The organism is Pedobacter antarcticus (assembly GCF_900112985.1).
GTDB classification, from domain to species: Bacteria; Bacteroidota; Bacteroidia; order Sphingobacteriales; family Sphingobacteriaceae; genus Pedobacter; species Pedobacter antarcticus.
In genome coordinates this window covers 100895-127891 of sequence record NZ_FONS01000006.1, presented here as the reverse complement: position 1 = coordinate 127891, position 26997 = coordinate 100895, and the positions used below count along the sequence as shown (strand labels likewise).

Here is a 26997-nt window from a genome sequence, read left to right as displayed (position 1 = left end):
TTATATTTGCTGCTTATTAAATTCAGTAAACGCAACATGTCGGTAAGGGGAAACCAATTTAAATCTAATTCATTCAAAAACGATAGCAGGGACAAACAGGGTTCCAGGACCAGTTCCAGGGATACCCGGTCGACATTTGAGCGGATGCCCTCACTGAATTTTCAGGATGAAAGAATACTGAAAATAGCCGGGCTTTTCTTTTTGATTCTTTCTATATATTTTCTGGTTGCATTTACTTCCTACGTGTTTACATGGCAGGAGGATTACAGCTATGTTATAGACGCCAACGGTGGCTGGAGCAACCTTTTCAAAACGGTTGAGGAACTGCAGCAAAATAATATTCCAATAATGGTCCAGAACTGGCTGGGCAAATTCGGTGCTTTACTTTCCCACCAGTTTATTTACGAGTGGTTTGGTGTCGCCTCTTTTCTTTTCGTATTTGTCTTCTTTGTAATCGGCTATCGTCTGCTGTTTAAAGTGAAGATATTTTCTATGGAAAAAACGCTGGGCTACAGTTTGTTCTTTTTACTTTTTCTGAGTCTGACCTTTGGGTTTTTCCATTCCTTTTTTCTGGATGCGCCGCATTATCTCGAAGGTGAAATTGGCTACTGGTCCAATAAAGTACTGGTCGCCCAGATCGGTGTAACTGGTGTAGGAGTATTACTTGCATTTTTAGCACTGACGATTTTAGTAATCGCTTACAATATTGATTTTAAGCTTCCTGAACGTAAAAAGGTGCTTGTCGAAGAGGATACAGACCTGGAGCCAGAATATAGTAACGGAAATGCCTTTACACCAAAAACCGCAGAAAGTAGCGCTCTAACGGAAAAATCTGCCGCGAGACCAGTACAGGAAAACGATAAAAAATCGGGAGAGGTTGAGTTTACACTCAATGAACGTTTGGGAGGTCAGCGTAAGCAAAGTCAGGGTGCTATTGTTCCGTCCAGCAGATTTGAAGTGCAGGAGCCGATAGAAGAGGAGGTTGTAACGCCTTCAAGGCCTGCAGTTAATGTGATGAATGAAGCTATTATTCTCAGTCCTGCAGTTGCGCCGCCAGCCCCGGTTCGGGTTGCCTCTATTCCATTGGAAGAAGTGATCGTTCCTCAATCTGAACCAATATCAGTTAAGGCGGAGCCAGTTCTGACTGTAGCAAAATCTGAGGAAGAAAAGAAATCTGAACAGCTTGTTGAGCAGTTTGGAAATTATGATCCTAAATTGGATCTGTCCAGCTATCAATATCCACATCTGGATCTATTGGAAGATTATGGTTCGAATAAAATTTCAGTAAATGCTGATGAGCTCGAAGCCAACAAGAATAAGATTGTAGAAACGCTGAATCACTATAATATCGAAATTGATAAGATTAAAGCAACCATCGGTCCGACGGTTACGCTTTATGAAATTATACCTGCCCCAGGTATCCGGATTTCCAAAATCAAGAATCTGGAAGACGACATCGCTTTAAGTCTTGCTGCTCTGGGAATCCGTATTATTGCGCCAATGCCCGGTAAAGGAACTATTGGTATTGAGGTACCTAATATGCATCCGGAGATGGTTTCTATGCGGAGTATACTGGCTACTGAAAAGTTCCAGAAAACGGATATGGAGCTCCCTATTGCTTTGGGTAAGACGATTTCCAACGAAGTTTATATTGCTGATCTGGCGAAAATGCCCCATTTACTGGTTGCAGGTGCGACAGGGCAGGGTAAATCTGTTGGTATTAATGCTCTTCTGGTATCGCTGCTCTATAAAAAGCATCCATCTCAATTGAAGTTCGTATTGGTCGATCCTAAAAAGGTCGAGCTGACTCTATTCAATAAAATTGAACGGCATTTCCTGGCTAAGCTTCCTGGTGAAGCAGACGCAATTATTACGGATACAAAAAAGGTAATTCATACACTGAATTCACTATGTATCGAAATGGATCAGCGTTATGATTTGTTAAAGGACGCACAGGTCAGAAATTTGAAAGAATACAATGATAAGTTTATCAAAAGGAAGCTTAATCCTGAGAATTCGCATCGTTTTCTTCCATATATTGTACTGATTGTGGATGAGTTTGCAGATTTGATGATGACCGCTGGTAAAGAGGTTGAAACCCCGATTGCGCGTCTTGCACAGCTGGCGCGTGCGGTAGGTATTCACCTGGTACTGGCTACGCAGCGTCCATCGGTAAATATTATTACGGGTACGATTAAAGCGAACTTCCCGGCAAGGCTTGCGTTCAGGGTATTATCAAAAATTGACTCGAGAACTATTCTGGATAGTGGTGGTGCCGATCAGCTGATCGGGCGGGGAGATATGCTTTTATCTACAGGAAATGACCTGATTCGTTTACAGTGTGCTTTTGTAGATACACCTGAAGTTGATCGTATTTCTGAATTCATTGGTAATCAGCGTGGTTATCCTGAGGCATATCAGTTGCCTGAATATCTGGATGAGGCTGCGGAATCGGCCAAGGCAGATTTTAATCTGGATGACCGGGATTCTATGTTCGAAGAAGCAGCAAGACTGATTGTTATGCACCAGCAGGGTTCAACTTCACTAATTCAGCGTAAGCTTAAACTTGGATATAACCGGGCAGGTAGAATTATTGATCAGCTGGAAGCTACGGGTGTGGTCGGGCCTTTTGAGGGGAGTAAAGCCAGAGAGGTTTTATTGCCTGATGAATATGCTTTGGAACAGTTCTTGGACAATCTGAAGAAACCATAAATAACACACACACCGATGAAACAACTTTTTTTGGCGTTCCTTCTACTTACAGGAACTGGATATACCGGCTTTGCCCAGCAACAGGCACAGGCTACAACAATACTTGCTGGAGTCAGCAAAAAATATAAGTCTTACGATGCTGTAAAGGCAGATTTTATCTTCACACTGGAAAGCCCGCAAAACAAGGCTAAAGAAACCCAGCAGGGGACTCTCACCGTTCAGGCGAAGGCTAACAGGTACCGGGTAGTCATGACCGATCAGGATATGATTAGTGATGGTAAAACGCTTTGGACCTACCTGAAGAAAGATAAGGAGGTACAGGTTGCAAATGTAAACAATGAAGACGGAGATATTAACCCCGCCAAAATCTTTACCTTGTATGAAAAGGGATTTAAATATGCTTATACCGGCGAACGTAAAGTGGGCGGCAAAGTACAGCAGTTTGTTGATTTGACACCTGCCGATTCTAAGAAATCTTATGCTAAGATTACACTGGGGATTGATAAAGTGGCAAAGCAGATTGCCAGTGTGCTGATCTTTGATAAAAATGGGAATAAATACACATATACAGTCAAATCTTTCGCACCGAACGTAAAAGTTCCGGAGAGCACCTATAGTTTTGATGCTAAAAAATATCCTGGTGTAGAAGTAGTGGATTTGAGATAATATAATTTAAATTTTGCCATTGAAGATAACATTTCTGGGTACGGGCACTTCACAAGGTATTCCTGTGATTTGCTGCAATTGTGAAGTATGCCGCTCTGAGGATGACAGAGATAAACGCCTGCGTGTTTCTGTTCTGGTAGAAACGGCAGACAGGACCATCGTAATTGATAGTGGCCCGGATTTCAGGTATCAGATGCTTCGTGCGGGTGTGAAAGATCTGGATGCTATCATTTATACGCATGAACATAAAGATCATATTGCCGGCCTGGATGATATCCGCCCATTTAATTATCTACTGCAAAAGAACATAGATATCTATGCAACTCCACGTGTTCAGGATGCCCTAAAAAGAGAATTCTCTTATATTTTTACTGAACATTTCTATCCGGGACTGCCGCAGATAGATATGCATACTGTAATTGACGAATCTTTTTTGATCGGACAAACGGAAATAATTCCACTGCCTGTGATGCATTATAAACTGCCGATTCTGGGATACCGTATTGGAGATTTTAGTTATATCACGGATGCCAAAACTATCTCAGCCGAGACCAGGGAAAAGGTAAAAGGAACAAAAGTATTGGTAATCAACGCCCTCCAAAAGGAGCCTCATATTTCTCATTTTACGTTAGATGAAGCCCTGGATTTTGCTGCCGAAATAGGAGCGGAGACTACTTATCTAACCCACGTAAGTCATAATTTGGGTAAACATGCAGATATTTCATCTGAATTACCCGCTGGTGTTCAGCTTGCTTACGACGGGCTGCAGATTATTGTCTAGTTTTTTAAAATATCTCTTTAAACTATTGGTAATAAATATATCTTTGCAGCACAGTACAAACCCGGGTGGCGAAATTGGTAGACGCGCCAGCTTGAGGGGCTGGTGCTGGCAACGGCGTGGCAGTTCGAATCTGCTCTCGGGTACAACCGGAATTGAGAAATCAATTCCGGTTTTTTAATTTCAAATGGGCTTGCTATGCCAATACCACTCACTAGACCCTGTTCACAAATTTGTTGAGCTCAACGCAGGTTTTAAGCCGCTTGATTATACCATCAAAATTGTCTTCCTTAAGGAAGAAGGAATCGGCATAATATTGTCTTACAAAGAAGCTCTTCATCTTAAGAAACGCAGCTGCCGGGCTAGAAGCATCAAAACCGTTTGGGACTTTTTGTAAACTTTCTTGCGCAATGATGCCGTCAGGGAAAGCTGTCTTAAGTGTAGAATTCTCTGCTATTTTTATCCATTCCTCAAAATTGTAATCTATTTCCTGACGCAATTTTTTAAGTTTATCTGGATCTGGCTGGAAACTGCCTGCACCAAAGCAGCATTTATCTGGATCCAACATAACGTAATATACTGCATTTCCACTTTTTCGACCTCCACTGCTGATGAAAGCATATAGATAGGTTTTATAAGGGGATTTATCTTTAGAAAACCTGAGGTCTCTATTTAAACGTGGGATACAGTCTTTGGCTAGCAAATGAGAAGATGCGATTGAGGGGTCAAACTTGCTGATAGAATCAATAAGATCTTGTGTGAACCCCTCGAAATTTTCATAGACTTCTCTATAATCATCGCGGTTTTTATCAAACCATTCTTTGCTATTATTTTTCTTCAGTCCTTTAAGAAAGTCGAAGGTCATTTTTTTTAGCATATTTATCTCAAATTAATGTCTACCGCCCGGTTTTGCTGCTAAGTTTTTTTATCTCTAAGAGTATCTTTTTTTCCTGACTGTTCTCGTCAGCTTGTGAGAGGATATCTTTGATGATGATAGTTCCTTCCTCTTCATTTAGGGCTCTGAATTCTGTAAGGATATCAGCATCCCTAAAACACGCCAAGATATCATCTTCATCCGTAAGCTTATTATCAGAATCCTTGTACATGTTAACAATAACTGAATCACCACCTTTTTTATTGATTGCTTTCCTGATACCAGCATTGACTGACATATACATATCCAACCCCTTGCGTGGTGCTAAATTCATATTCTTAAATTCGTAACCGTCGATTGTGCCGGAGACCTTAATATATCCCCATTTGCCTTTAATATCCTTAGAATCTGGGATAATGATATTATAGGTCCATGCCCCATGATCAGGGACATAGTTTAGCGTCAATTTTTTGTCTTTTAATAATTCTTTCATATACATTTATGGTATAATAACTAATCAGTTAAAGGAATTCTCTAGTTTTATTCTTTATATCTATATTAAAGAGCCTCTATAAGAATCAGGTCGTGAATGTACTACAAAATGACATTTATTATGTTTCGTCATCAGGCCATAATAATATAGACTGATGGTCGCAAAAACCAATTATAATCTGGTGAAGGTGATCCATTTAAAGAACTCGAATCTTATAACAGCTCAATCTTTTTGTGCTTTATAAAAGCATCTTTATCTTTTTTTACTTCTTTCAACATTGATTTTATTTCTATTGGCAATGTGAAATATTTATCAGCCCATAAGTTTATTTCGATCATTAAGGGAAGCAAATCAACCCCTTTTTGGGTTAGTTTATATAAAACTTTGGCTTTGCTTTCCGGATGGTCTAGTTTGATAATTACCCCATTTGTTTCCAGCATTTGTAACCGGGAAGCGAGGATATTAGTTGCTATTTTTTCATCCGATTTCAGGAAGTCTCCATACGTGCATTGTTTCTTGAACATAAGATCCCTGACAATAAGTAATGACCATTTGTCTCCCCATATATCCAAGGAGCTGCTAATAGGGCAATCAGACCTCTTTTTTATTTCCATCATAAAATATTTATAAAATCACTTGCAAATTAAAAGTTGTTTCTATATTTGCACTTGCAAAACGCAAGCGAATTTACGTAATTAAATTATAGATACAATGGAAACAGGATTAATTTTTGAACCTTATAGCCTAAATGGACTGGCCTTAAACAACCGAATAGTGATGGCACCAATGACCAGAAGCCGCTCTGCAAACCCTGGGAATGTCGCTACGACCCTTACTGCGCTATATTATAAACAACGTGCCACTGCTGGACTGATCATTACCGAAGGAACATTTATCAGTGAAGATGCGGTTGGCGTAGTGAACGTACCTGGTATTTATAGCAAAGAACAGATACAGGGCTGGAAATTAACTACTGATGCAGTACATGGCGAAGGCGGAAAAATATTTGCGCAGCTTTGGCATACCGGAGCATATTCTCATCCGGATCTGCATGCTGGTAGAAAGCCATTGGCCCCCTCGGCTGTAAATCCTGAGCAGCAAATATTTACAGCAAAGGGATTTCAGCCGTCTCAAGCACCAGAACCAATGAATACCGAAGATATTAAAAGAACAGTTAATGATTTCAAGCAAGCCGCCATCAATGCATTCGAAGCTGGTTTTGATGGTGTGGAACTACATGGGGCAAATGGCTATCTGCTGCAACAGTTCTTTAGCAAAAACAGCAATCACCGGACAGACGAATATGGTGGCTCTGTAGAAAACCGTGCAAGAATTTTATTCGACATTTTAGATGAATTGGAGCAGGTAGTTGATATTAAAAAAGTTGCTGTTCGTTTAAATCCCTCTTTAAATGGGATAATGGGCATTCTTGTAGATGATGAAACCAAGTCTTTATATAATTATGTTGTAAACAAGCTGAATGATTATGGCCTTGCTTACATCCATCTGATTGAGCCGTTTACCGATGTTTCTGCAATTCCTGATGCGATCCAGGAAGTAGCCAAACATTTCCGGAAGATTTACAAAGGCACCATTATTATTAACAGGGCTTTTACCCGGGAAACCGCTAATCAAGTATTAAATGATGGAGATGCTAATCTGGTGTCCTTTGGTGTTCCATTTATTGCTAATCCCGATCTAGTAGCGCGTTTCAGAACGCAGGCAATTCTTAATCAACCAGATCAAACTACTTTTTACACGCCTGGTGAAAAAGGATATACAGATTATCCTACACTGGATACCAGCAAATAGGTTTTAAAATTAAATATAGAATAATGAAAACGACAGGAAATACAATATTCATAAGTGGTGGAAGTGCCGGAATAGGTCTAGCGATCGCCAAAAAATTAAGTGAGGCAGGAAACAAGATTATCATCAACGGCCGCAGTGAAGAACGTCTTCAAAGCGCATTGAAAGAGCTTGATAATGCAGTTGCCATTCAGGGAGATTTATCGATAGCTGCTGATAGAACTCGCATTGCAGGAGAGCTCAAAGCGAATTATCCAAATGTGAATATTATCATTAATAATGCTGGAGCGGCATTTATGAATGATTTAAGCGATATTAAAAATAATGCTGCAGAAAAAGCTTATCAGGAAATAAATACTAATTATATCAGTGTGATTGATTTTACCACACTGACTTTACCATTACTTTTGAAACAGGAAGAGGCGGCAATCGTAAACGTTTCTTCAATAGCTGTATTTAGGTCCAACAAATATTTGCCTACTTATTCCGCTAGCAAGGCTGCACTCCACAGTTACACGCAAGGTCTGAGAGATACATTTGCCACTAACGAAAAGTTGAATGTTTATGAAATATATCCGCCTTTGGTAAATACCGAGTTTTCAGCAGAGATTGGCGGGGTAAACGGTATTGCGCCATCAGAGGTAGCCGATGAACTGTTTGCTGCTTTGGAGAAAAACCAGTTTGAAATTCCTGTCGGGGATGCAAAAAAAATACACGCTTTGGTTGATGCCATCACCGAGCAGGTTAATAATTGATAAATCTGTATAATTTCAAAGAACAATGAATGTAAAAGGTAAAACAATCCTGATAACGGGTGGAGCATCAGGAATAGGGCTGGAAGCAGCAAAGCAATTTTTGGAAATCGGCGCTAAAGTGATCATTACCGGTAGAAATCAAAACAAGCTAGATGCGGTGAAACAAGACATACCTGCGGTAACCGTTATCAGGAGTGATGTTGAAAAGGAAGACGATGCGCTTTCCCTCTTTAGGCAGATTAGTACATTGGGCGGTATAGATATCTTGTATCATAATGCAGGCGTTGGAAGTCCGGCGCTTAATCTGGGCACAGGAAATGAACAGATCCTGAAGAATGCAGAGTACGAGATGAACGTAAACTATTTCGGAGTCATAAGATTGAATAACTTGTTTATGCACATGTTGAAATCTAGAGCTGACAGTGCAATTATCATTACTACTTCGCTACTTAGTCTCGTTCCCGGGTTAGAAGAGCCAACTTATTCTGCAACTAAAGTTGCTTTGGGCTTTTATACAAAGTTGTTGAGAAAAGATCTGGAAATACTCGGGAGTGATCTGAAAATATTTGAGTTGCTGCCACCGCTAGTATCAACAGAGATGACCGCCAAAAGAAAAGATAAGAAGATGACTACATATGATTTGGTAAAAGCGCTTATCTCAGGGATTAAAAGAGATCAGTTCACCATTCGTGTCGGAGATACAAAATTATTATATTTAATAAGCAGATTTTCCCCCAAGATGGCATTTAACCTGGTAAACCCTAAAAAAATATACAACAGCCTCCGGTAACAGATAAAGATATGAAAGTATTTATAGTAGAAAAATATGGTAAAAAGGAGGCGCTTAAGTTAGCCGAGATGCCGCTTCCAGTCTTAGAGGAAAATGAAGTGATGGTGGAAGTTTATGCTGCTGGCCTCAATCTGCTGGATTCTAAAATCAAGTCTGGTGAATTCAAATTGATCCTACCCTACAAATTGCCACTTATTTTAGGACATGATGTCGCAGGCGTAATTACCCAGGTTGGAAAAAATGTAAAACAGTTTAAGCAGGGGGATGAGGTTTATGCGCGCCCTTCAGATTTTCATATCGGTACATTTGCAGAGTTTATTGCAATTAGTGAAAAAGATGTAGCCTTAAAGCCAAAGAGTCTTTCTATGGAAGAAGCTGCGTCTATTCCGTTGGTTGCCCTTACTGCATGGCAAGCCCTGGTAGAAAACGCGCGTCTCAAAAAAGGGCAGAAAGTGTTTATTCAGGCCGGTTCCGGTGGAGTAGGAACTATTGCAATACAACTGGCGAAATATTTAGGTGCAACCGTTGCCACAACTGCAAGTGAAAAGAGCTTTCCAATGTTAAAAGACCTTGGAGCTGATGTGCTGATTGATTACAAAAAGGAAGATTTTGAACTTGTACTGAAAGATTATGATGTTGTGCTAAATAGCCAGGATGCAAAGACTTTAGACAAATCATTAAGGATTTTAAAACCGGGAGGAAAGGCGATTTCAATCTCCGGGCCGCCTACGCCAGATTTTGCCAAATCAATCGGCGCCCCTTGGTTCGTAAAGATTGTATTGTCACTGATAAGCTCCGGCATCCGAAGAAAAGCCAGGAAACTGGGTGTTGACTATTCATTCCTTTTCATGAGAGCCGATGGGCAGCAATTACAGCAAATTTCCAAACTTATCGAAGAGGGTGCGATTCGACCTGTGGTAGATAAGGCGTTTCCGTTTGAGCAGACTGCTGAGGCTCTGGAATATGTGGAGAGCGGGCGAGCAAAAGGAAAAGTAGTCGTCAAATTGAAATAATGCTACTGTCATTCATCAAGTATTTTATTCTACCGTAGAACTGCCTTTCGTCACATTTTCCCACTGTTCTATCACATTTATTAAATTCAGGATTCCGGGCTGCCTATTATTGTTTTATGTTATAATCTAATAACCGGGGGTATTAGACCTCTTTAAACTTAAAACAATGAAATCGTATTTACTTCTTCTTCTCTGCTGCCTTAGTTTTAGTTCATTTGGACAAACGATACCTGACCCCGGTCACCGGACGGACTTCATTACCGATGATGTTGAGTTCAATAGTGCCGGTATCACTCTGGCTGGTACTATATTTAAACCTAAACATCCATATGGGGCGGTAATTCTTATCCATGGCTCTGGTCAGGAAACAAGGATGCTGAAAATGGCGTCTCTTCTGGCAGAAAATGGTATCGCGGTATTAACATATGACAAACGCGGAGTGGGAAAATCGGGGGGAGTATACGTTGGACCGGAAGCCGGAACTAATAACATTGATGTTTCAAATCTCAATTTATTGGCACTAGATGCAAGTGCCGCCACTAACGCTTTGATTGCGCATTTACCTGCAAATCATGGGCCGTTGGGCTTCATAGGGTTTAGCCAGGCCGGCTGGATCATCCCTTTGGCTGCGAAAGAAAATCGTAATGTGAATTTTATGATATTATTTAGCGGACCAGTTGTCACAACGCTCGAACAGCTGCGATTTCAATTTTATACAGAAGGAAAACCTGGCTTTTGGGAAACGCACACAGAAGCTGAGGTACGCGAACATATACGCAGTGATGCAGATCGCTATCAGTTTGCTGCCACAGATCCACGCGATGCACTCGCTGCACTCCCGATTCGGGGGCTTTGGCTTTTTGGAGGCAAAGATGTGCAAATTCCGGTTAATTTGTCCATTGAACACCTCGACGCGCTTAAAGCGAAAGGTAAGCCTTATGAATACCGGTTATTTCCAGAATTAGGGCATAACACCTCATTCTCGAAATCGCCGGATCCGTTTAATGTTGCTATTCAATGGATTAAATCCGGTGATGGTAATATGAACCGGAAATAATCAAATACTATCAACATCTGGTTATTGTCATTTACCAGATGTTGTATTGCCGTTTGTTCCACTGTTCTTGCCGAAATTTAGTAAATCAATAGGAATGACCAATTTAAGTCCTATTGCTGCTACGCCACGATTTTTAAATAAGGTATCATCGGACGTGGATATTTCCGATTGAATATTTCCATTCACTATGAGCGGTAGGTTTTTACCCTCAAACTGGGCGAGGAAGTAATCCCGAGGTTGCCTTACATTTAGAAATTCAATTGTAGCAAGCAATGAGACGGCTCTGAACCGCCAACCTGCTCCCACTCCCCAATCAAAAGGTTTATTAGTTTCACTAATTGTTGACAAACTTACCGGATTGACAAATACCGCAAAAGTTGGCCCTTTAGTAACCAAATCATGCGAAACTACTTCTCCAGCTGCATCCATCTTATCTACCCAGTATTTATATGGAGTCCATGAAAAGCCAAGGGTTGCATTATATCGCATCTTATCAGATCGTTCTATAATGACTACGTTATTTAATTTACTGATCTTGGGATCTAAGTAGGTATTATTAATCATTGTCCCGGCGCCAAGGCCAATTATGGCAGAAAATACCGGTTCAGAGACCTGCGCTATCGCAGAATATGTACTTATAAAAGTACATAGGCAAAAAACACTTGTTGTAATTTTCATGAGAGAGTTAGTTTATTTAATCTAATATACTAATTATCAGCAGTATGGCGGTATTATTTCGCTTGTGTGATATCGCTTTAAAAGCTGATTTCATTAGAGTTCTTTAATAGATTAATAAACCTAATTTGCGGTGCGATCAGCCGCTGAGTTTCTTTAATAAAATTCGCAGAAATCACTTATTAAGGAAAAAGATCCTCCTTTTCTAAAAACTATCCCATGTAAGGGGCGTTATTAACGTAGATTCTTTAGTTTAATTGTATTTACGTTTTTTATTATGGCAGACCATCAAAATCAAAGAAACCCTGAGTTATTCAGAGATACAGTAGATTTTGAGTATCAATTGTCTCAGTATCGAAAGAGAATTTCCAATATTCTAGAAAGTTTTACAGATGCATTTTTCGAAGTGGATAGAGAATGGAAAGTAACTTACTGGAATAAAGAGGCAGAGCGGCTAATGCTCATGCCCCGGTCAGAAGTCATAGGAAAAAATTTATGGGATGTTTATGCTGACGCTGTACCATTGAAGTTCTTTACCGAATATCATAAAGCAGTGGATGAGAATGTTTCCGTGAGGTTTGAGGAGTATTTTCCGCCCCGGGGAATTTGGGTGGAAGTTGCTGCTTTCCCATCAGGAAATGGACTGTCAGTTTATTTCAAAGATATCACAGCGAATAAAAAGTCTTTGGAAACGCTTCAGGATGAACGGAGGAAATATCGTGATTTATTTAACCTCAGCCCGGTGCCGCAATGGGTATATGATTTCGATAATTTGCAGTTCCTGGACGTGAATGAGGCTGCAATCAGTCATTACGGGTATACCCGAGGCGAATTTTTATCCATGACAATCAAAGATATCCGCCTTAAAAGTGACATACCAGCGCTTGAGGAAATGTTATGTACAAAAGTTGCTGTGGGCTATTTTAGTAAAAACAGCGTAAAGCACCAGAAAAAGAATGGAGAAATTATCTCGGTAAATGTGGAGGGCAATACGGTCTACTTTGAAGGCAAAAATGCAAGGCTTGTAATGGCAATAGATCGTACTGCCGAGATCCAGGCGAAGCAAGCACAGGAAAATAGTCTTAAAAGATTTGATATTGTTTCCAAAGCAACAAGCGATGCAATTTGGGATCTGGATATGGTTACCGGAGAAATGTTATGGAATCAGGGCATCAGAGGAATCTTTGGTCACGAAAAAACTTCGTATACTGAAAAATGGTGGCAGGAGCATGTCCACCCCGAAGATCTGGACAAAATACTTTGGAAGGCAAAATCACTGATCGAAAATCATAAAACTAGATTGAATGCCGAATACCGTTTTAGATGTGCAGATGGTTCATACAGGTTTGTACTCGACAGAGCCTTTATTCTCTTTAACGGGGACGGCTTGCCGGTAAGAATAATTGGTTCCATGCAAGATGTAACCGAGCGGGTGAGTGATCTGAATGCAATTAAGGATCAAAATAGGCGTTTACAGGAAATATCGTGGATACAATCCCACAAGGTTCGCAGTCCACTTGCGAAGATATTGGGCCTTGTTTCTCTAATGAAGCTTAGCAAAAATGATCTATCTGCCCTGAATGAATTAATTCCTATGGTGGCTTCTTCGGCCGAAGAACTGGATGCGGTACTAAAGGAAATTGTTGAAAAAACAGAGCGTAAGTAATGGAATCAGATTAAACTAATGAAATACGTATAAACCCCCGTTATAGGTGTTTTTATTATTTAATATATTTGGCGAAATCTTAAACAGATGCTCTGGTTTTATGAATAAACGAATCCTCCTTATAGACAAAGATCCTGCGGTAATTGACGTTATAACTTTGTTACTTGAATCTGAAGGATATCAAATATATGTCTCCAAGAAGCCATTTGAGCATTCGGAGATATACGACATTAAGCCAGACCTGATCTTAATTCATAACGGACTGGCTAATGAAGGCAGTGAAATATCTAAAAGGATTAAATCTGAACCGGGAACGTCTTCAATTCCGGTAATTTTAACCTCAACTAATCCCAATATAGCACAGATAGCCCGTGAGAACGGTGCGGATAACTATTTGCTGAAGCCTTTTGATATTGATGAGTTATGTCTTCTGATTGGTAAAACGATCAAAGCTAATCTCTGCTAATAAGGGAGCTATTATTATTCATTTTATATATAATAAGTATTAGCGATTATATACTTATATTAATTCGATGAAATAGCTGATCTTCTCTGTTCTTTTCGGATTGAGTTTGCTTGCTGTTCCAGGATTTGGTGCTGAATATTTACATACGCACATCTCAGACAGGAAAGAGATAATCGTATACATTACTCGTACTGGTGAAAAATATCATCAATCAAACTGCAGGTATCTTAGGCAAAGTAAGATACAAACTACTAAAAAGGAAGCGGTGAAAAACGGATATTCCGCCTGTAAAGTTTGCAAGCCTTAGCAATGAGCTTCTACTGTCAATTTTTTTGAAAATTTCATGTACGTTACCGGACACCGGTGAACGCTAACGTACATGCAAATCTATAAAGATTAAGCAGGAAGCTTATCCTCGACCTTTTGTCTATTAATTTATTGTGGCATATGATTGGTTCTTGCACCTCATTTATCATAGTCAAAAAAACATTTCATGTTCAAGAACTACTTAAAATTAGGTTTCAGGAATCTCAAAAAATATAAACTGTCATCGTTTATAAATATTTCAGGTCTTGCCCTGGCAGTAGGTTGCTGCATTATGGTTTCTGAATATACTTACTGGGCTTTACATCAGGATAGTTTTAATTCCAGAATTGACCGGCTATTTGTGATTGAAAAAATAGTAGATAAGAAAGGGGTACAGCAGATTTATGGAGATGTTCCTGCAGCTCTGGCACCATCGCTGAAGAATGATTACCCTCAGGTATCAAATGCGGCAAGGCTTAATTACCGGTCTGTAGTTATCAAGCAAGGGGAAAATGTGTTCCGGGATAGACTCACTTTTGTAGACGATGATTTTTATGAAATGTTTGATTACCCTGTAAAATGGGGAGAAAGGCAGAAATTCACTGATCAAGATGGAATTGTTCTGACGCAGGAGTTATCTGGCAAGTTATTTGGAACCAGTAATCCGGTAGGTAAAGCGCTGACAATAAGAATCAACCGCGGGAAGAGCGTCATTTCAGAAAACTTTATAGTAAAAGGGGTTCTTAATAAGTATCCTGTAGAAGCTTCGTTTAATTTCTCCGCGCTTGTTCCATATTCCAGAATGACCGCGCTGGGGCTGGATAAGCCCGGAAGCTGGGTTGAGAGTACCAGCATTACTTTTATTGAAATGAAAGACGCGAAAGACATTGCTTTACTTAGGAGCCAGGGGAAGCGATATTCAGATCTTTACAATGCTGCTAATCAGAATAGCCAGATTTCATCTTTCCACTATCAGCACCTAAATGCGATGAACTTTCATTCGTATAAGGTGTATGGGAGTTATTTTAATACCATGCAACCAATCGGGTTAATTATGCTGATTGTTATTGCAGTATCCATTTTGCTGCTGGTATATTTTAATTATATTAATATCACTATTGCATCTGTTTCCGGCAGACTGAAAGAAATCAGCGTCCGAAAAGTAATGGGTAGCAGTAAGGGCCAGATCATTCTGCAGTTTATAACTGAGAATTTAATAATTTGCTCAATAGCCGTTTTTTTCGGTTTGCTGTTGGCAGAAGTCTTCTTTTTTCCATGGTTTAGTTCGATATCAGGATTTCAGTTGGGGAACGAATTTTTCTTGCATCAAAGAACCTGGGTCATGGCATTCATACTTATTTTTGTTTCCGCTTTGAGCGGAGCCACTTATCCGGCATACTATATCTATTCCTTAAGTACCGTTGGAATGATGAAAGGAAATGTACAGATGGGAAGTAAGAATCGTTTCAGGAAGGTTCTGCTGGCTTTTCAGTTCTTTCTTACTTTTATGGCTATTTCAACAGCTATCGCATTCGTAAAAGAAACAAAAACTATCAAATCTAAGCCCTGGGGTTATCAGCCTGATAATAATGTGGTAGTAAGTATAGATAACTCAAATAGTTATAATTCTATACAGGAACAACTTAAAAAAAATAATAAAATTGAGTCAGTTGCGGGTTCAGTTGAATCGCTTGGCAATTTTACCAGAGAGATCAGCGTAAAGGCTGATACGGAGACCGAGACAGTCAAAAGTTTGAATGTTCTGCCCGGATTTACCGACCATCTGGGAATTAAAATAACATCCGGACGAGGGTTCAATGAGAAGTTTCCAGCGGACCGTCAGAATTCGGTTATTGTAAATCAGGCATTTTTGAAAATGATGAAGTGGTCATCGGGAATTGGGAAAAAGATCATCTATAACAGCCATAACTATGTGATAGTAGGTGAAGTTAATGATTTCCGTTACGAAAGTTTTGAACACGAAATAGCGCCCTTAGTCCTGATGAATTGTAAACCAGAAGATGTGAGGTTTATATACATCAAATATGCGCCTGAGCTGTTTTCTAACGCACTGCAGGACATCAAAGGAATTCTGCAGAAGATTTATCCTTATCATCCCTTTGAATATTATTATCAGGACGAGGTTTTTGAGGGATATTTCACAGGGTTTTCGAAAATATCAAAACTTCTAGGCGTAACATCGTTATTCATGACGCTGATATCAGTTTCGGGTGTATTTGGACTGGCATTGATTATTCTAGGCAAAAAAATGAAGGAAATAAGTGTCCGAAAAGTATTGGGTGCAGATATGAGCCATATTATATATTTGATTGTCAAAGAGTTTTTCTTTGCATTGGTTTTTGCCATATCAATTGGATTGCCGCTTTCCTATGTTATGATGACCGCTATGTTCAATCAGCTATCTGTTAATAGTCAGTTTTCATTATTGCCGGTTTTAATGGCTGTGGTCGCCCTGTTATTTACTACGGCAGTAAGTGTGTCATGGCATATTTTAAAAGCATATAAGGCAAGTATTTCCCCTTATCTAAAAGACGAATAACTTTATAAAGCTGTCTCAATTTACCCATTTTATGTCTTTTATGCACCGTTTTTGGACGCTGGATAACAGTTAACTTTATCATAATCAAAAATTGGTCTTATGAAAAAACTTGAATACAGCATTACTATTAATGCGTCACCTGAGCGTGTTTGGGAAATAATTACCGGCAAGGAAACCTACGGACAATGGACGTCGGTATTTGCTGAAGGCTCCAGTGCAGAGACAGACTGGAAAAAAGGAAGTAAGGCGATCTTTCTCAATGGTGAGGGTCAGGGAATGGTATCTGAAATTGTCGATAGTATTCCGGGTAAATTTCTTTCGATCCGTCACCTTGGAGAAGTAAAAGACGGTGTAGAAGATGCAACGACCTATCAGGGAGAGGAGTGGGGAGACGCACTGGAAAATTATGAACTAGAGCAGGTTAATGGAAAAACGGTATGGGTTGTTACGCTAGATATGAACGATGATTACGTCGATTTCATGAATAATACCTGGCCTGCCGCACTGGAAAAGGTAAAAGACCTGTCTGAACAGGCAAAATAATAGCAAGATTATACAATCGTTGGAGGCATATCTATCTTAAATTTGGAGCAAAAATATTACCATGAATAAGATGTTTATTGTTTTCTTGTTATCCTTAATTTCTTCCGTGCTTTTTGCCCAGCACCAGCTGCCTTTGTCCACAAAAGGTTCAGTTGGTGTTAGTACAAATATCGAAACCTACTTCTTTGCTGAAAAGCTTGCAGTCGAACATATCGGCAACTATGTTTTTGATATTAAGGGGGTAGATTATTCTCATCAACCCATTGTGTATTTTGGTTTTAAACATTTTAGTAACTACCAGAATGATCCCGTTATAATCCGTGCAGCGGAAATACTAAAGGAGATTCGTGATACATTGCACGATAATGGTCCGATTTTTAACTATTTATTGAATCAGAAGGAGTTCCCCGGGGCGGGGCCGAGGTTTGCGTTGAAAACAGATAATAATCCTTCTGGCTCTTCCATGAATAAAAATGTGGATGCTCTGTTGGCAGAGCTCACTGATAGTCTGAGGAGTTTCTATGTCAAAGCAGATGTGGGGAGATTTCTGGCTGAAAATTCGTCCTTTTACAAACAAGCACTGCAGGAAATAGGAAAAGATATCAACAAGGATATTTTTCTTCATATGGAGAAGTGGTACGGCCAAAAATTTCCTTTTTATGAATTATACATTTCCCCGGCTATGCCTATTACTCCTGGCGATGACAATTATCGTGGTGTTGGACCACAAATAGACTCTCCAAAGGGTAAGATTCCTTCTATGGTTGTCAGCTCCAGTAAAATGCTCAAACTTCAAAATAGCCTTGCCGACTATCATGAATTTGGATTTGATAACGAACCTGTAACTTCATTTATTTCTTCGCATGAAATAGGACATTCTTTTGTGAATCCTTTGCTTGATCAATATACGACAAGCATTAAGGCAGATTCCGCACTTTATACAAAAAAATTAGAAGCGATATTGAGTACAAGCAATATCCGTGGCTGGCATGTGACTGTTATTGAACATCTGGTAAGGTTGGGAGAAATTCGAATTGCAGTTTCAGTGAAGAATGATAAAGAAGCAGAACGATTACGGAAATTGCATATCGGGGAATACAATTGCGTGCTGATCCCTCTATTAGAGGCGAAAATCGTAGAGTATGAACGTAACCATAAAAAATACCCTGATTTTAAAAGTTATGTACCTGTCCTGATGGCGTATTTTCAGGGGCTCACGCCGGAGATTATTGATGAGCAGGTAAGATTGTATGTAAATTACTGATAGATTACCCAGTCTTCCGGGGGCAGAATAATTGAATTGGTTGTTCCCCCTGGGTAAAAAGACATACGTTAAGCCTTTATACGATGTGCATTTTTCTTTTTCTTTTTACCTTTTTTTAGCCAGATAATAAACCCCGTTACAGGTAAACTGGCAGAAATAAGACTAATTATAGTGGCTACTATTTTCCCGAACAGGCCAAATATCTGCCCGGTATGAAGGTCATAATTTGCAGCCTCGATGACATCAGCTCTTGTATAGTCTTTGTATAATTTGGAACTGATTAATTGCCCATTATCTGCATTGTAGAAAAAAGTGTTCCGCTTTCTTTCCCAGCTTGAAGCATAGTTTAAACGAAGACGGATATTTCCGTCTTTACGGATAGTCAACGTTGTTAATTCAGCACCAGGGTATAGACTGACCGCATCTGCATACATTTTTCCGTAACGTTCCGGGATAGCTTCAATGATTTCAGGTTTAATCGCCGGCTCAGCTTTTTTACCTTCGGTGAGTTTAGACCCACTAAAAAAACTAACCGCTGTGCGTACTTCTTTGAATCCAAAATATAGTCCGGAAAGAGAAATTACCAGCAGGATACCTGAAGCATAAAATCCCACTACATTGTGCAAATCATAATTGACTCGCTTAAAAGAGCCTTCCCATTTAATCGTAAGGGCTTGTCTGATAAGCCGGACCTGGCCAGGAAACCATAAAATCAAACCGGAAATTAACATAATCACAAATATGACTACAGACCAGCGGATAATAAACTTTCCTGTCTCACCCATTAATAATGAGGTATGTATTTCGCGGATGGTAAGCAGATAATCTTTCCCAGCTTTTTTGACCAGACGCCCATTATACGGATCAAGGTAATAAACATTACCTTTTCCGGCACTGAAAGCAACGGTTGCATTAGGCGCTGTATGGTTAATCTCAATCCCTGTTATTTTCTTTCCAGGGGCAATTTTGGACATGTCATGCAATAATGCAGCAAGGCTTGCAGGTGTTTGGTTGCATACAGGTACATAAGCGTATTCTTTCTGCAGATAGGTCCGGATATCAGACTCAAAGACATACATACAGCCGGTAAGGCTGATGATCATAACTATGACCCCACTAAACAAACCCAGCCATAAATGGATTAACCTCACACCATTTTTAATTTTCTTACTTGTTTTCATTAGAAAGAATATCCTGCAGCAAGGTTAAATCTTCGTCCGTTTCCTCTGGTATAGATAGTGTTATTTCCATAGAACTGAGAGATGCTTGGGTAATAAGCTTTATTAAATAGGTTCTCTAGTCCAAGATTCAGTTTCAAAGCCTTTGTTGCCTGATAACCCATGGCAAGGTTGAAAAGGTTATACGCCTTCACAGGGCCTTCTCCGATTAGGTATTTGCCTGTCTTTGGACTTGGCTCGAAATGATCCCTGTTGCCAACTCTCATCCAGTTTAAATCGAAGGTGAAATCTTTAATACCCGAAAACTTAAGATAAACTGTCGCTTTAGAAGGGGGAATGCGGGTTGTATTAAGATATACGTCATTTGGTCCATCATAATTTCCGTCGTTATCGACATCACCTTTTCCATCTACAAAAGCATAGTTACCGCCAATTGACAGATCTTTTGTAAACGTGTAGTCGGCTTGGATCTCGTAGCCGGAAACCCGTTCAGGTATTCTTTGGGAAATATACTTACCATCTACTTCTAAAAGATTCGCACCTAGTTTAGAAGTACTGATGTAATAAGCTGCACTCACATTCAGACTTCCGATTGAACTACTAAATCCCGCCTCATAATTATTGACAATAATAGGCTTTGTTTGCAATTGTGAAAGCGTATTGCTTTGCGCTGCACGCAGCACACGGCCTAATTCGAAAACAGAAAAAGATTGTGCATAACTGATAAATGGATTAAATAATTTAGAAGCTGAATATCTGGCGCCTAAGTTAAATACAAGGGCATTATAATTTAACTTTCCACCTTGAACAGCGATACTTCCTTCATTATTGGGGCCAGTGGCAAGCGTATTGAAATCGTCAACTTTGATATTGATATTTTCTACTCTTAAACCTCCTTTAATGGTCAGGTTTCTTAAAATATTTGTAGTAGTCTGCAGATAAGGTGCGAAGTTAACCATATTCATATCCGGTACCCATACTCTTCCATCAGTCAGACTTTGAGAGGTATTATCATTCATCAGATCGAGTCCATAGTTAATCTGTGTGGAAACTTGTTCCGAAAAAGTAACAGGAGTATTCAAATTAACTCTTGCCCCTTTTTTTTGTGATTTAATGGCCGACTGCCCACCTTCATAAAAAGACGCTACATTTGAATAGATAGTATAAAAATCCTGTAGATAAACGTTAGCCTGTAGATTAGTTTGTCCAAAGATCTGGTTATTGGTATACTGCAGGTTTGCGTTGTGATTGTAGCGCGTTCCTTCATCTTCTCCTTTACGTATACCTTTAACTCCAATTGCAGGTTTCTCACCATATATTCCGTTTTTCAATACATATTCAGAATGCTGCCTTGAGCTAAAATAGTTGTACATCAGTTCAAGTCTCTGATTGGCAGAAATATCGTAGCCAATTTTAGCGAAAGCATTATAAGTTTTAGTTTCTCCTAATCCGTAATCTGGGGAAATAACTTCTCCTTTAGCATCACGGTAAACACCCGTCTTCTCATAAGAACCGCTTATAACGTAATCTATTTTCCCGTCTTTTCCATAAAACTGCTGTACTGCGCGAAAACCGAGAGTGCTGTCTCCCTTAGTATTACCTGTCATTCCAAGTTGAGAATACCCACCGAATTTTTTACCTGCAACAGGTTTTTTAGTGATATAATTGATCAACCCGCCTTCGGCACCATTACCGTATATGGCAGTAGCGCCTTTAATAACCTCAACTCTTTCAATTACAGATGGATCTATACTTCGGATATCCCTTCCTCCGGCACGTAGCGGGGTAGATTGAGGTATACCGTCGACCAATACTAAGACATTACGTCCGCGAAGTGTCTGACCTGAATTGCCCGTTTGATTTGTAGATGTACCCAGTCCAGGAACACTGTAAGCAAGAATATTGGCGAGATTAGGACTGATAGTTGACTGTGTTGCAATGTCCTTGGCTGTTAATATCGTCACTGATGACGGTGTCTGAGAAAGTGATTCTGCCTTTCTGCTTGCGGAAACAATTACTTCATTTAGGTCTGCATTGTCATTCTGCAGGGTGAAATCAAGGTTTATTGCCTGATCAGAATTGATGGATATTACAGATTCATGATTAAGAAACCCTGTAACGGAAATACGGATTGTATATGTTCCGGAAGGGATCCCTTTGAACTGAAACCGTCCATTTTGATCGGTGACAGTCTTCATACTAGTTTTCTTTAACTGTACATTTGCATTTGCGATTTTCTGATGATCGCTGTCAGTTACCGTACCCGTCAGTATGTTTTGTGTGCCTTGGGAAAAAGTAAAAAGAGGAATAAATATTAAGAACGTAATGTATAGTAGTAAAGATCCAGGCTTCATATAGAATAATTTCCGCAAATATATACTTATTAAGACTTGTTACAAATAGACTTAAGTTAAATCCGTAATTTTAATTATTTGACTTACAGTTGAGCTGCTTAAACAATTCTTGAAAATTCACAAAATATATATCGTTTCATATGGCACCTGTTAGAAAACTTATTCAGCAAATTCTATGTGGAGATTAGAAGGCGGGTTGCTTTAAGCATTACCTCGAGGTTTAAAATAGATTTTCATAGAAAAATGATTAAAGTAATTGCTGTGTTTCTTTAATGGTATCCATTACAAAAATGCTTTCTGTTTTAGCAATTCCGGAAACTTCACCGAGCTTATGTATAGAGAAATGATGATAAGCTTCCATACTGCCAGTTACGATTTTGAGCATGAAGTCGAATTCCCCAGAGATATTATAACACTCTATCACTTCTTTAAACTGTAATATTTTTTGAATAAAAGCACCCGCTATTTCTTTGTTATGCTCTTTCAGAGATACTTTACAAATTACAATAATGCCCTTATTTAGTTTTCTTTTATCCAGCACAGCGACATACTCTTTGATAATTCCTTCTCTCTCCAGGCGTTTTATTCTTTCATGAGTGGGGGTAGGACTGAGGTGTACCGTATTCGCAATTTCTCTTATTGTGAGTTTTGCATTTGCCTGTAATAGTTTCAATATGTCGAGGTCTTTCTCGTCCAGTACGAGATTGTTCCCTTTAGTTTGTTCTGTTTGAGGTTTGGTGTTCATTTGAAATAAGGCAAATGTTCTATGGATATAGTTTGATAGTTATGTTTGTTCTAAATATCTGTATTATTTTTATAAACTATGGCTTAAATCTACCTTTGCGTAGAATTTTATTCGTATATAATTATGATTCAAAGAAAGAACCTGATTCTCGCCATCGCGTCCGTAGGCATTTTTGTCGAAGCACTTGATATTGCAATTGTGAATCTGGCTATACCCTCAATACAGTCTCAATATGGACTGACAAGCGACCAGGTACAATGGGTGCAAACTTTGTACGTACTGTTATACGGCGGATTCCTGATTATAGGCGGAAAATTAACCGACCTGATTGGAAAGAAAAAGATTTTTATGACAGGTTGCCTACTTTTTCTGCTCACCTCTCTGGGGGCAGGCTTTTCTCCCGGGTTGGAATATCTCGTTTTTTTTCGCGCATTGCAGGGCATCGGTGCTGCCCTGATCATGCCTTCAGCTTTCGCCATAGTCACCCATACCTTTACAGATAGTAGCGAGAGAAGCAGAGCTATCGCTGTTTTTAGTTCATTCGCTGCGATCGGATCGGGGAGCGGTCTGGCTTTAGGCGGTATTATAACAACACATATGGGCTGGCACTGGATTTTCTTTCTAAATGTACCTGTGTTGTTAATAGTTATCCTTTTAGCTTGGTATCTGCTTAGGGCTGATGAACCGGCAAAAGATACTTCTAAAACTGATTTTCTATCTGGGTTTTTGCTGGTACTGGTATTGCTAATGTTAAGTTATGGTGTGCATGAACTTGGTCATATCAGAGAAAAGGCTTGGCTGATCGCCGGTCTGGGAATAGTTGTACTCCTGATGTCCAGGGCAATTTTAAAAAGGCTAAAAGAAAAATCATTGCCCCTGATTGATTTGTCATTATTTCGCTCTAGGGAGACAGTTACCGGCTTCGGGGTATTCATTTTACTGGGGGCCTTTTTTACCGGATATATGTTTGTTTTATCACTACTGCTTCAGCAGGATATGCACTTTAGTGCAGCAAAGGCTGGTTTGTACCTGGTGCCATTCAGCCTGCTTTCAGCGGCGTTTGCTAAATTTGCTTTGCCCCTGGTTATCCGAAAATTCACAATATGGCAAACTGCAATAATGGGCATGACTTTAATGGTGATGGGAGCAGGCTTTTTAATGGCTTCTGTCTTTTTCGGGCATAATTTACCGTTATTACTTTGCTCTGCAGCCTGTGTATCTGGCTTAGGCATGACTATATGCTACACAAGTTTATCTGTTATTTCAATCATGGGTATCCCCGTTCGACACCATGGATTAGCTTCAAGTCTGGCTAGCACAGCTTATTTTCTGGGTGGAGGAATAGGTCTTTCCTTACTTACACTTTTTATAAATCATGACGTGACCGGGCATTCTGTGAGTTATGCCGCTATTACCGTCCTCTGTATTTATACGCTATCTGGACTAGGTTGGTTACTAAAATATGTTACAACCGTCAGATCCCAGGTCATCACTGCTTCTGTTTAAAGAAAAATGATAACGTATTAAGATACGTATTTGTACTTATGTGAACGTATTAATACCTGCTAAGCAGTATAACTACGTAAAATGAGTGTGGTTTTTGCGTATTGTGGGTGTTGATGCTTATTTTCGAGTACTAAATGAAGCGTAATTAATGCTCAGATTATGATGTGTACACGGACTTTTGATATTCAAAAAAGGAATCTTAAGACGCCATGACACTTCATCCATGCAATACTATAGTCCATTGAATCCCGAGTTAGTTTACTGTTTGGGTTTAATTCGTTTAAAATCATTTAGTGATTTTTTTGACAAAACAACGCATCTCGATATGGAAAAGCCTTTGGTGAGTTCTATAGATCAATATATAATTGATAAAGTTCAGAAACTTAGATTATCCCATAATTTGACCATGAAAGAATTTGGATATATTTTAAACGTCAGCCCGTCCTTTATCTGGAACGTTGAAAATCCTCAGAATATCGCGAAGTATAATATCAAGCATTTGAATATCCTGGCTTTTTACTTCGAACTTTCTCCGAAATATTTTTTACCAAACAAAGCCGTTGTGCCTTTATAGATACCGGAGAATTACGAATTGAACGCATTTGCATCAGTATCGGACTCAGTTTCGATGATTTGGTAAACACAGCGTCTGTCTCCTTTGATCATGTGGTTCATGCGACTAATTTCCACTTTGTCGCCCAGCACATATTTGAATGTATTTAATTCCGATGAACAGAATCCCTGGCAGGTTTTAGCAACTGCGCAAATAGGGCAGTGATTTTCTATGAAAAAATATCCGTTATCTTCCTTCGTGTATTCTGCCATATAACCTTCTCTGGTTCTGATTTCAGCCAGTTTTGCAATTTTTTCTTCTAAAGCAGTGTGTTCCGTCAATTCATTTAGATACCGGGTTTTCCCCTGTTCTTCGTAAATATCTATAACCGTCTGTAGCGCATTTTCGCCTAAAGATGTTTTAATAATATCAACTAGTTTTACAGTAAGTTCAGCATGTGTGTCTGGAAATTTACCATTTCCAAGATCGGTAAGACTATAATATTGTTTAGGACGGCCAACTCCCGTAACATCAGTCTCAACTTTCACGAAACCTTCTTCCATGTTCTTAACCAGTTGAAGCCTAGCTCCTTCACTGGTTATTTGAAGGTGTGAAGCCAGATCTTTTGCAGTTAGAGGGCCTCTTGTCTTGAGGAGCATCAGTATTCGATTTGTCGTCATAATTCAATAAAACAAGTAAATGGTTGTTTTATTCACAAAAGTACTAACTTTGCCGTACTTATTCATATTTAGGTTCAGTTTTCTATTCAGAATGGAAAAAGTATCTAATGATTTACTTTATGATTTAACTTATGCCTATTGTATTATTTGACCCCACCTCAACGACTTTAAGCAGGAATGAAAAAATACCTGTATTCCTTGTTCCTTATTGGAATGTATTAAAGAAGCGGTAAACATGTTATTTCTGTTGAATTCTTCAGCAGAAACCTATTAAACTTTTAACTGGAAATAAACCTTAGGAACGGCATTATTCTGCTGTACAGGATAACTATGCGTATTTTTTTTGATTCGTCGATGGTTAATTCGCTCCTTCAGGAAGTATTTCTTCTTTTTTATCTTTTAAAAAACAGCTTTGACGAAAAATGAAAAAAATTAATATGCTGACTTTTATAGTCGCTGGTTCGATCCTAAGTTCCTGTGGAAATGCGGTGAAAAATAATGTTGCACCAATACCCGAAAAGTTTCAGACGCAGGTTATCGAGCCCCGCGAGACGGAATTACACGTTACTTATCCTGCAACGCTCGAGGGTGAGCAAACCGTTGAGATACGTCCAAAAGTTGACGGGTATATTGAACAAGTATTGGTTCAGGAGGGTACTTATGTTAAAAGAGGTCAGCCGATTTTCAATATTGATGCCAATACCTACAAACAAGATGTCAATATTAGCCTAGCAGCCATTGCAGCTGCCGAAGCAGAACTAGAAACTGCGGGGATCCAGGTGCAAAGAACAAAAGCGCTGGTAGAACGTAAAATCGTAAACACATTCGAATTAAAAACTGCTGTTAATCTGGAGCGGGTGAAAAAAGCACAACTCCTTCAGGCAAAAGCAGATCTTTCCGCAGCAAGAACAAAACTCTCCTATACCCGTATTCTGAGCCCTATAGACGGATATATAGGGACACTTCCTTATAAAACAGGAAGTTTAGTTAGCAGTACAGCAGAAATACCGCTTACCAGTGTTGCAGACACCAGAAAAGTCTATGCTTATTTTTCACTAAGTCAGCAGCAATTGCAGGTGTTTCTTAATAAATATAAAGGAAATCAGCAGCATAATAGATTGAAAAACATGCCCGAAGTAAACCTGATTCTTTCGCAGGGAGAGACATACCCTTTAAAAGGTAAAATAGAAACGTTAAGCGGTGTGCTCAATAAAAATACCGGTTCAGCCAATTTTAAAGCGGTATTTGCTAATCCGGACGGCCGACTCTGGAGTGGTTCCAGTGCGTCAGTTTCTGTCCCTTTGCTGTTAAAGGATGCGTTGCTGATTCCTAAAAATGCGACTTATGAAATCCAGGGTAAACGTTTTGTTTTTACAGTGGATAATAAGAATAAAGTACAGCAAATGCCAATTGAGATTATGGACTCCGCTAACGAGAAGACTTATGTTGTGACCGGCGGATTAAAATCAGGAGACCGAATAGTCTGCGAAGGACTTCAGTATTTAAGTAATGGAATGCAAATAGTTCCTGATGGTTCAGCTGCTAAATAAACGA

Annotated in this window: 24 protein-coding genes and 1 tRNA gene; 17 read left to right on the top strand and 8 right to left on the bottom strand. The window is 39.4% G+C overall.

The annotated features are described in order from the left end of the window. The first annotated feature begins 36 nt into the window (after positions 1-36). The 4 genes from BM192_RS13625 (at position 37) to BM192_RS13610 (ending at position 4302) form a co-directional block, all read left to right on the top strand. On the top strand, positions 37-2712 hold the full coding sequence (locus BM192_RS13625; RefSeq protein WP_037439368.1) for an FtsK/SpoIIIE family DNA translocase: 2676 nt from the start codon (positions 37-39) through the stop codon (positions 2710-2712). Positions 2713-2727: 15 nt separating this feature from the next. Beyond that, positions 2728-3378: an outer membrane lipoprotein periplasmic chaperone LolA1 gene (locus tag BM192_RS13620; RefSeq protein WP_037439366.1), complete on the top strand. Its 651-nt coding sequence runs from the start codon at positions 2728-2730 to the stop codon at positions 3376-3378. A 19-nt stretch (positions 3379-3397) separates the two neighbouring features. Next, positions 3398-4159, top strand: coding sequence for an MBL fold metallo-hydrolase (locus tag BM192_RS13615; protein ID WP_037439364.1), 762 nt, complete (start codon positions 3398-3400; stop codon positions 4157-4159). Between the two features lie 59 nt (positions 4160-4218). Then, positions 4219-4302, top strand: a tRNA-Leu gene (locus tag BM192_RS13610). Between the two features lie 68 nt (positions 4303-4370). On the opposite strand, the gene BM192_RS13605 is transcribed toward BM192_RS13610, so the two are convergent. The 3 genes from BM192_RS13605 to BM192_RS13595 form a co-directional block, all read right to left on the bottom strand. Beyond that, complete coding sequence (locus BM192_RS13605; RefSeq protein ID WP_037439362.1) at positions 4371-5033, bottom strand: DUF2461 domain-containing protein; 663 nt, start codon at positions 5031-5033, stop codon at positions 4371-4373. A 19-nt stretch (positions 5034-5052) separates the two neighbouring features. Next, positions 5053-5523 (bottom strand): DUF1905 domain-containing protein, encoded by a 471-nt coding sequence (locus BM192_RS13600; protein WP_037439474.1) that lies wholly within the window; start codon positions 5521-5523, stop codon positions 5053-5055. 212 nt (positions 5524-5735) lie between these two features. Further along, a complete protein-coding gene (locus tag BM192_RS13595; protein WP_037439360.1) occupies positions 5736-6140 on the bottom strand; it encodes a winged helix-turn-helix transcriptional regulator in 405 nt (134 codons plus the stop codon). A 94-nt stretch (positions 6141-6234) separates the two neighbouring features. Here BM192_RS13595 and BM192_RS13590 point away from each other — a divergent pair, with 94 nt between their 5' ends. The 5 genes from BM192_RS13590 to BM192_RS13570 all read left to right on the top strand — a co-directional run bounded on the left by BM192_RS13590 (position 6235) and on the right by BM192_RS13570 (position 10947). Next, positions 6235-7335 (top strand): alkene reductase, encoded by a 1101-nt coding sequence (locus BM192_RS13590; protein WP_037439358.1) that lies wholly within the window; start codon positions 6235-6237, stop codon positions 7333-7335. A 23-nt stretch (positions 7336-7358) separates the two neighbouring features. Further along, entirely contained in the window at positions 7359-8087 is a 729-nt protein-coding gene (locus BM192_RS13585; RefSeq protein ID WP_037439355.1) for an SDR family NAD(P)-dependent oxidoreductase, read from the top strand. 25 nt (positions 8088-8112) lie between these two features. Next, positions 8113-8877 carry an SDR family oxidoreductase gene (locus BM192_RS13580; protein ID WP_037439353.1) on the top strand — a complete coding sequence of 255 codons (765 nt, stop codon included), beginning with the start codon at positions 8113-8115 and terminating at the stop codon, positions 8875-8877. Positions 8878-8888: 11 nt separating this feature from the next. Then, entirely contained in the window at positions 8889-9890 is a 1002-nt protein-coding gene (locus BM192_RS13575; protein ID WP_037439351.1) for an NADP-dependent oxidoreductase, read from the top strand. A 166-nt stretch (positions 9891-10056) separates the two neighbouring features. Beyond that, positions 10057-10947 carry an alpha/beta hydrolase family protein gene (locus BM192_RS13570; protein ID WP_051759744.1) on the top strand — a complete coding sequence of 297 codons (891 nt, stop codon included), beginning with the start codon at positions 10057-10059 and terminating at the stop codon, positions 10945-10947. 27 nt (positions 10948-10974) lie between these two features. Here the strand turns inward: BM192_RS13570 and BM192_RS13565 are convergent, their stop codons facing one another. Continuing rightward, positions 10975-11625: a hypothetical protein gene (locus BM192_RS13565; protein WP_037439349.1), complete on the bottom strand. Its 651-nt coding sequence runs from the start codon at positions 11623-11625 to the stop codon at positions 10975-10977. Between the two features lie 274 nt (positions 11626-11899). Between BM192_RS13565 and BM192_RS13560 the strand changes: the two genes are divergently transcribed. From BM192_RS13560 to BM192_RS13535, 5 genes are all read left to right on the top strand, one after another. Next, entirely contained in the window at positions 11900-13288 is a 1389-nt protein-coding gene (locus BM192_RS13560; protein WP_037439347.1) for a PAS domain S-box protein, read from the top strand. Between the two features lie 100 nt (positions 13289-13388). Continuing rightward, on the top strand, positions 13389-13754 hold the full coding sequence (locus BM192_RS13555) for a response regulator (RefSeq protein ID WP_037439345.1): 366 nt from the start codon (positions 13389-13391) through the stop codon (positions 13752-13754). Positions 13755-14247: 493 nt separating this feature from the next. Then, entirely contained in the window at positions 14248-16620 is a 2373-nt protein-coding gene (locus BM192_RS13545) for an ABC transporter permease (protein WP_074964025.1), read from the top strand. 99 nt (positions 16621-16719) lie between these two features. Next, entirely contained in the window at positions 16720-17163 is a 444-nt protein-coding gene (locus BM192_RS13540; protein WP_037439340.1) for an SRPBCC family protein, read from the top strand. A gap of 61 nt (positions 17164-17224) precedes the next feature. Continuing rightward, positions 17225-18427 carry a DUF4932 domain-containing protein gene (locus BM192_RS13535; RefSeq protein WP_037439339.1) on the top strand — a complete coding sequence of 401 codons (1203 nt, stop codon included), beginning with the start codon at positions 17225-17227 and terminating at the stop codon, positions 18425-18427. Positions 18428-18495: 68 nt separating this feature from the next. Here BM192_RS13535 and BM192_RS13530 read toward each other — a convergent pair whose 3' ends face one another. The 3 genes from BM192_RS13530 to BM192_RS13520 form a co-directional block, all read right to left on the bottom strand. After that, complete coding sequence (locus BM192_RS13530) at positions 18496-19608, bottom strand: PepSY-associated TM helix domain-containing protein (RefSeq protein ID WP_051759742.1); 1113 nt, start codon at positions 19606-19608, stop codon at positions 18496-18498. Next, positions 19608-21959 (bottom strand): TonB-dependent receptor, encoded by a 2352-nt coding sequence (locus tag BM192_RS13525; protein WP_074964024.1) that lies wholly within the window; start codon positions 21957-21959, stop codon positions 19608-19610. Before BM192_RS13525 ends, BM192_RS13530 begins: the two co-directional genes overlap by 1 nt. Positions 21960-22206: 247 nt before the next feature. Next, the gene (locus BM192_RS13520; protein WP_051759740.1) at positions 22207-22704 is read right to left on the bottom strand and encodes an Lrp/AsnC family transcriptional regulator; all 498 of its coding nucleotides are present in this window, start codon (positions 22702-22704) and stop codon (positions 22207-22209) included. Positions 22705-22827: 123 nt separating this feature from the next. Here BM192_RS13520 and BM192_RS13515 point away from each other — a divergent pair, with 123 nt between their 5' ends. Beyond that, the gene (locus tag BM192_RS13515) at positions 22828-24210 is read left to right on the top strand and encodes an MFS transporter (protein WP_051759738.1); all 1383 of its coding nucleotides are present in this window, start codon (positions 22828-22830) and stop codon (positions 24208-24210) included. Positions 24211-24535: 325 nt separating this feature from the next. Further along, entirely contained in the window at positions 24536-24784 is a 249-nt protein-coding gene (locus BM192_RS13510; protein WP_051759736.1) for a helix-turn-helix domain-containing protein, read from the top strand. Between the two features lie 11 nt (positions 24785-24795). On the opposite strand, the gene BM192_RS13505 is transcribed toward BM192_RS13510, so the two are convergent. Continuing rightward, positions 24796-25422, bottom strand: coding sequence for a helix-turn-helix transcriptional regulator (locus BM192_RS13505; protein WP_234797562.1), 627 nt, complete (start codon positions 25420-25422; stop codon positions 24796-24798). 443 nt (positions 25423-25865) lie between these two features. On the opposite strand from BM192_RS13505, the gene BM192_RS13500 reads away from it, so the two are divergent. Next, positions 25866-26993, top strand: a complete 1128-nt coding sequence (locus BM192_RS13500; protein ID WP_051759734.1) for an efflux RND transporter periplasmic adaptor subunit — start codon at positions 25866-25868, stop codon at positions 26991-26993. Positions 26994-26997 lie beyond the last annotated feature (4 nt).

Coding starts and splice junctions, on each gene's coding strand:
- BM192_RS13560 (WP_037439347.1), top strand. CDS start 11,900: ATGGCAGACCATCAAAATCAAAGAAACCCTGAGTTATTCAGAGATACA.
- BM192_RS13515 (WP_051759738.1), top strand. CDS start 22,828: ATGATTCAAAGAAAGAACCTGATTCTCGCCATCGCGTCCGTAGGCATT.
- BM192_RS13605 (WP_037439362.1), bottom strand. CDS start 5,033: ATGCTAAAAAAAATGACCTTCGACTTTCTTAAAGGACTGAAGAAAAAT.
- BM192_RS13505 (WP_234797562.1), bottom strand. CDS start 25,422: ATGCTCCTCAAGACAAGAGGCCCTCTAACTGCAAAAGATCTGGCTTCA.
- BM192_RS13520 (WP_051759740.1), bottom strand. CDS start 22,704: ATGAACACCAAACCTCAAACAGAACAAACTAAAGGGAACAATCTCGTA.
- BM192_RS13600 (WP_037439474.1), bottom strand. CDS start 5,523: ATGAAAGAATTATTAAAAGACAAAAAATTGACGCTAAACTATGTCCCT.
- BM192_RS13545 (WP_074964025.1), top strand. CDS start 14,248: ATGTTCAAGAACTACTTAAAATTAGGTTTCAGGAATCTCAAAAAATAT.
- BM192_RS13570 (WP_051759744.1), top strand. CDS start 10,057: ATGAAATCGTATTTACTTCTTCTTCTCTGCTGCCTTAGTTTTAGTTCA.
- BM192_RS13530 (WP_051759742.1), bottom strand. CDS start 19,608: ATGAAAACAAGTAAGAAAATTAAAAATGGTGTGAGGTTAATCCATTTA.
- BM192_RS13575 (WP_037439351.1), top strand. CDS start 8,889: ATGAAAGTATTTATAGTAGAAAAATATGGTAAAAAGGAGGCGCTTAAG.
- BM192_RS13620 (WP_037439366.1), top strand. CDS start 2,728: ATGAAACAACTTTTTTTGGCGTTCCTTCTACTTACAGGAACTGGATAT.
- BM192_RS13500 (WP_051759734.1), top strand. CDS start 25,866: ATGAAAAAAATTAATATGCTGACTTTTATAGTCGCTGGTTCGATCCTA.
- BM192_RS13590 (WP_037439358.1), top strand. CDS start 6,235: ATGGAAACAGGATTAATTTTTGAACCTTATAGCCTAAATGGACTGGCC.
- BM192_RS13540 (WP_037439340.1), top strand. CDS start 16,720: ATGAAAAAACTTGAATACAGCATTACTATTAATGCGTCACCTGAGCGT.
- BM192_RS13510 (WP_051759736.1), top strand. CDS start 24,536: ATGGAAAAGCCTTTGGTGAGTTCTATAGATCAATATATAATTGATAAA.
- BM192_RS13555 (WP_037439345.1), top strand. CDS start 13,389: ATGAATAAACGAATCCTCCTTATAGACAAAGATCCTGCGGTAATTGAC.
- BM192_RS13625 (WP_037439368.1), top strand. CDS start 37: ATGTCGGTAAGGGGAAACCAATTTAAATCTAATTCATTCAAAAACGAT.
- BM192_RS13565 (WP_037439349.1), bottom strand. CDS start 11,625: ATGAAAATTACAACAAGTGTTTTTTGCCTATGTACTTTTATAAGTACA.
- BM192_RS13595 (WP_037439360.1), bottom strand. CDS start 6,140: ATGATGGAAATAAAAAAGAGGTCTGATTGCCCTATTAGCAGCTCCTTG.
- BM192_RS13535 (WP_037439339.1), top strand. CDS start 17,225: ATGAATAAGATGTTTATTGTTTTCTTGTTATCCTTAATTTCTTCCGTG.
- BM192_RS13580 (WP_037439353.1), top strand. CDS start 8,113: ATGAATGTAAAAGGTAAAACAATCCTGATAACGGGTGGAGCATCAGGA.
- BM192_RS13585 (WP_037439355.1), top strand. CDS start 7,359: ATGAAAACGACAGGAAATACAATATTCATAAGTGGTGGAAGTGCCGGA.
- BM192_RS13525 (WP_074964024.1), bottom strand. CDS start 21,959: ATGAAGCCTGGATCTTTACTACTATACATTACGTTCTTAATATTTATT.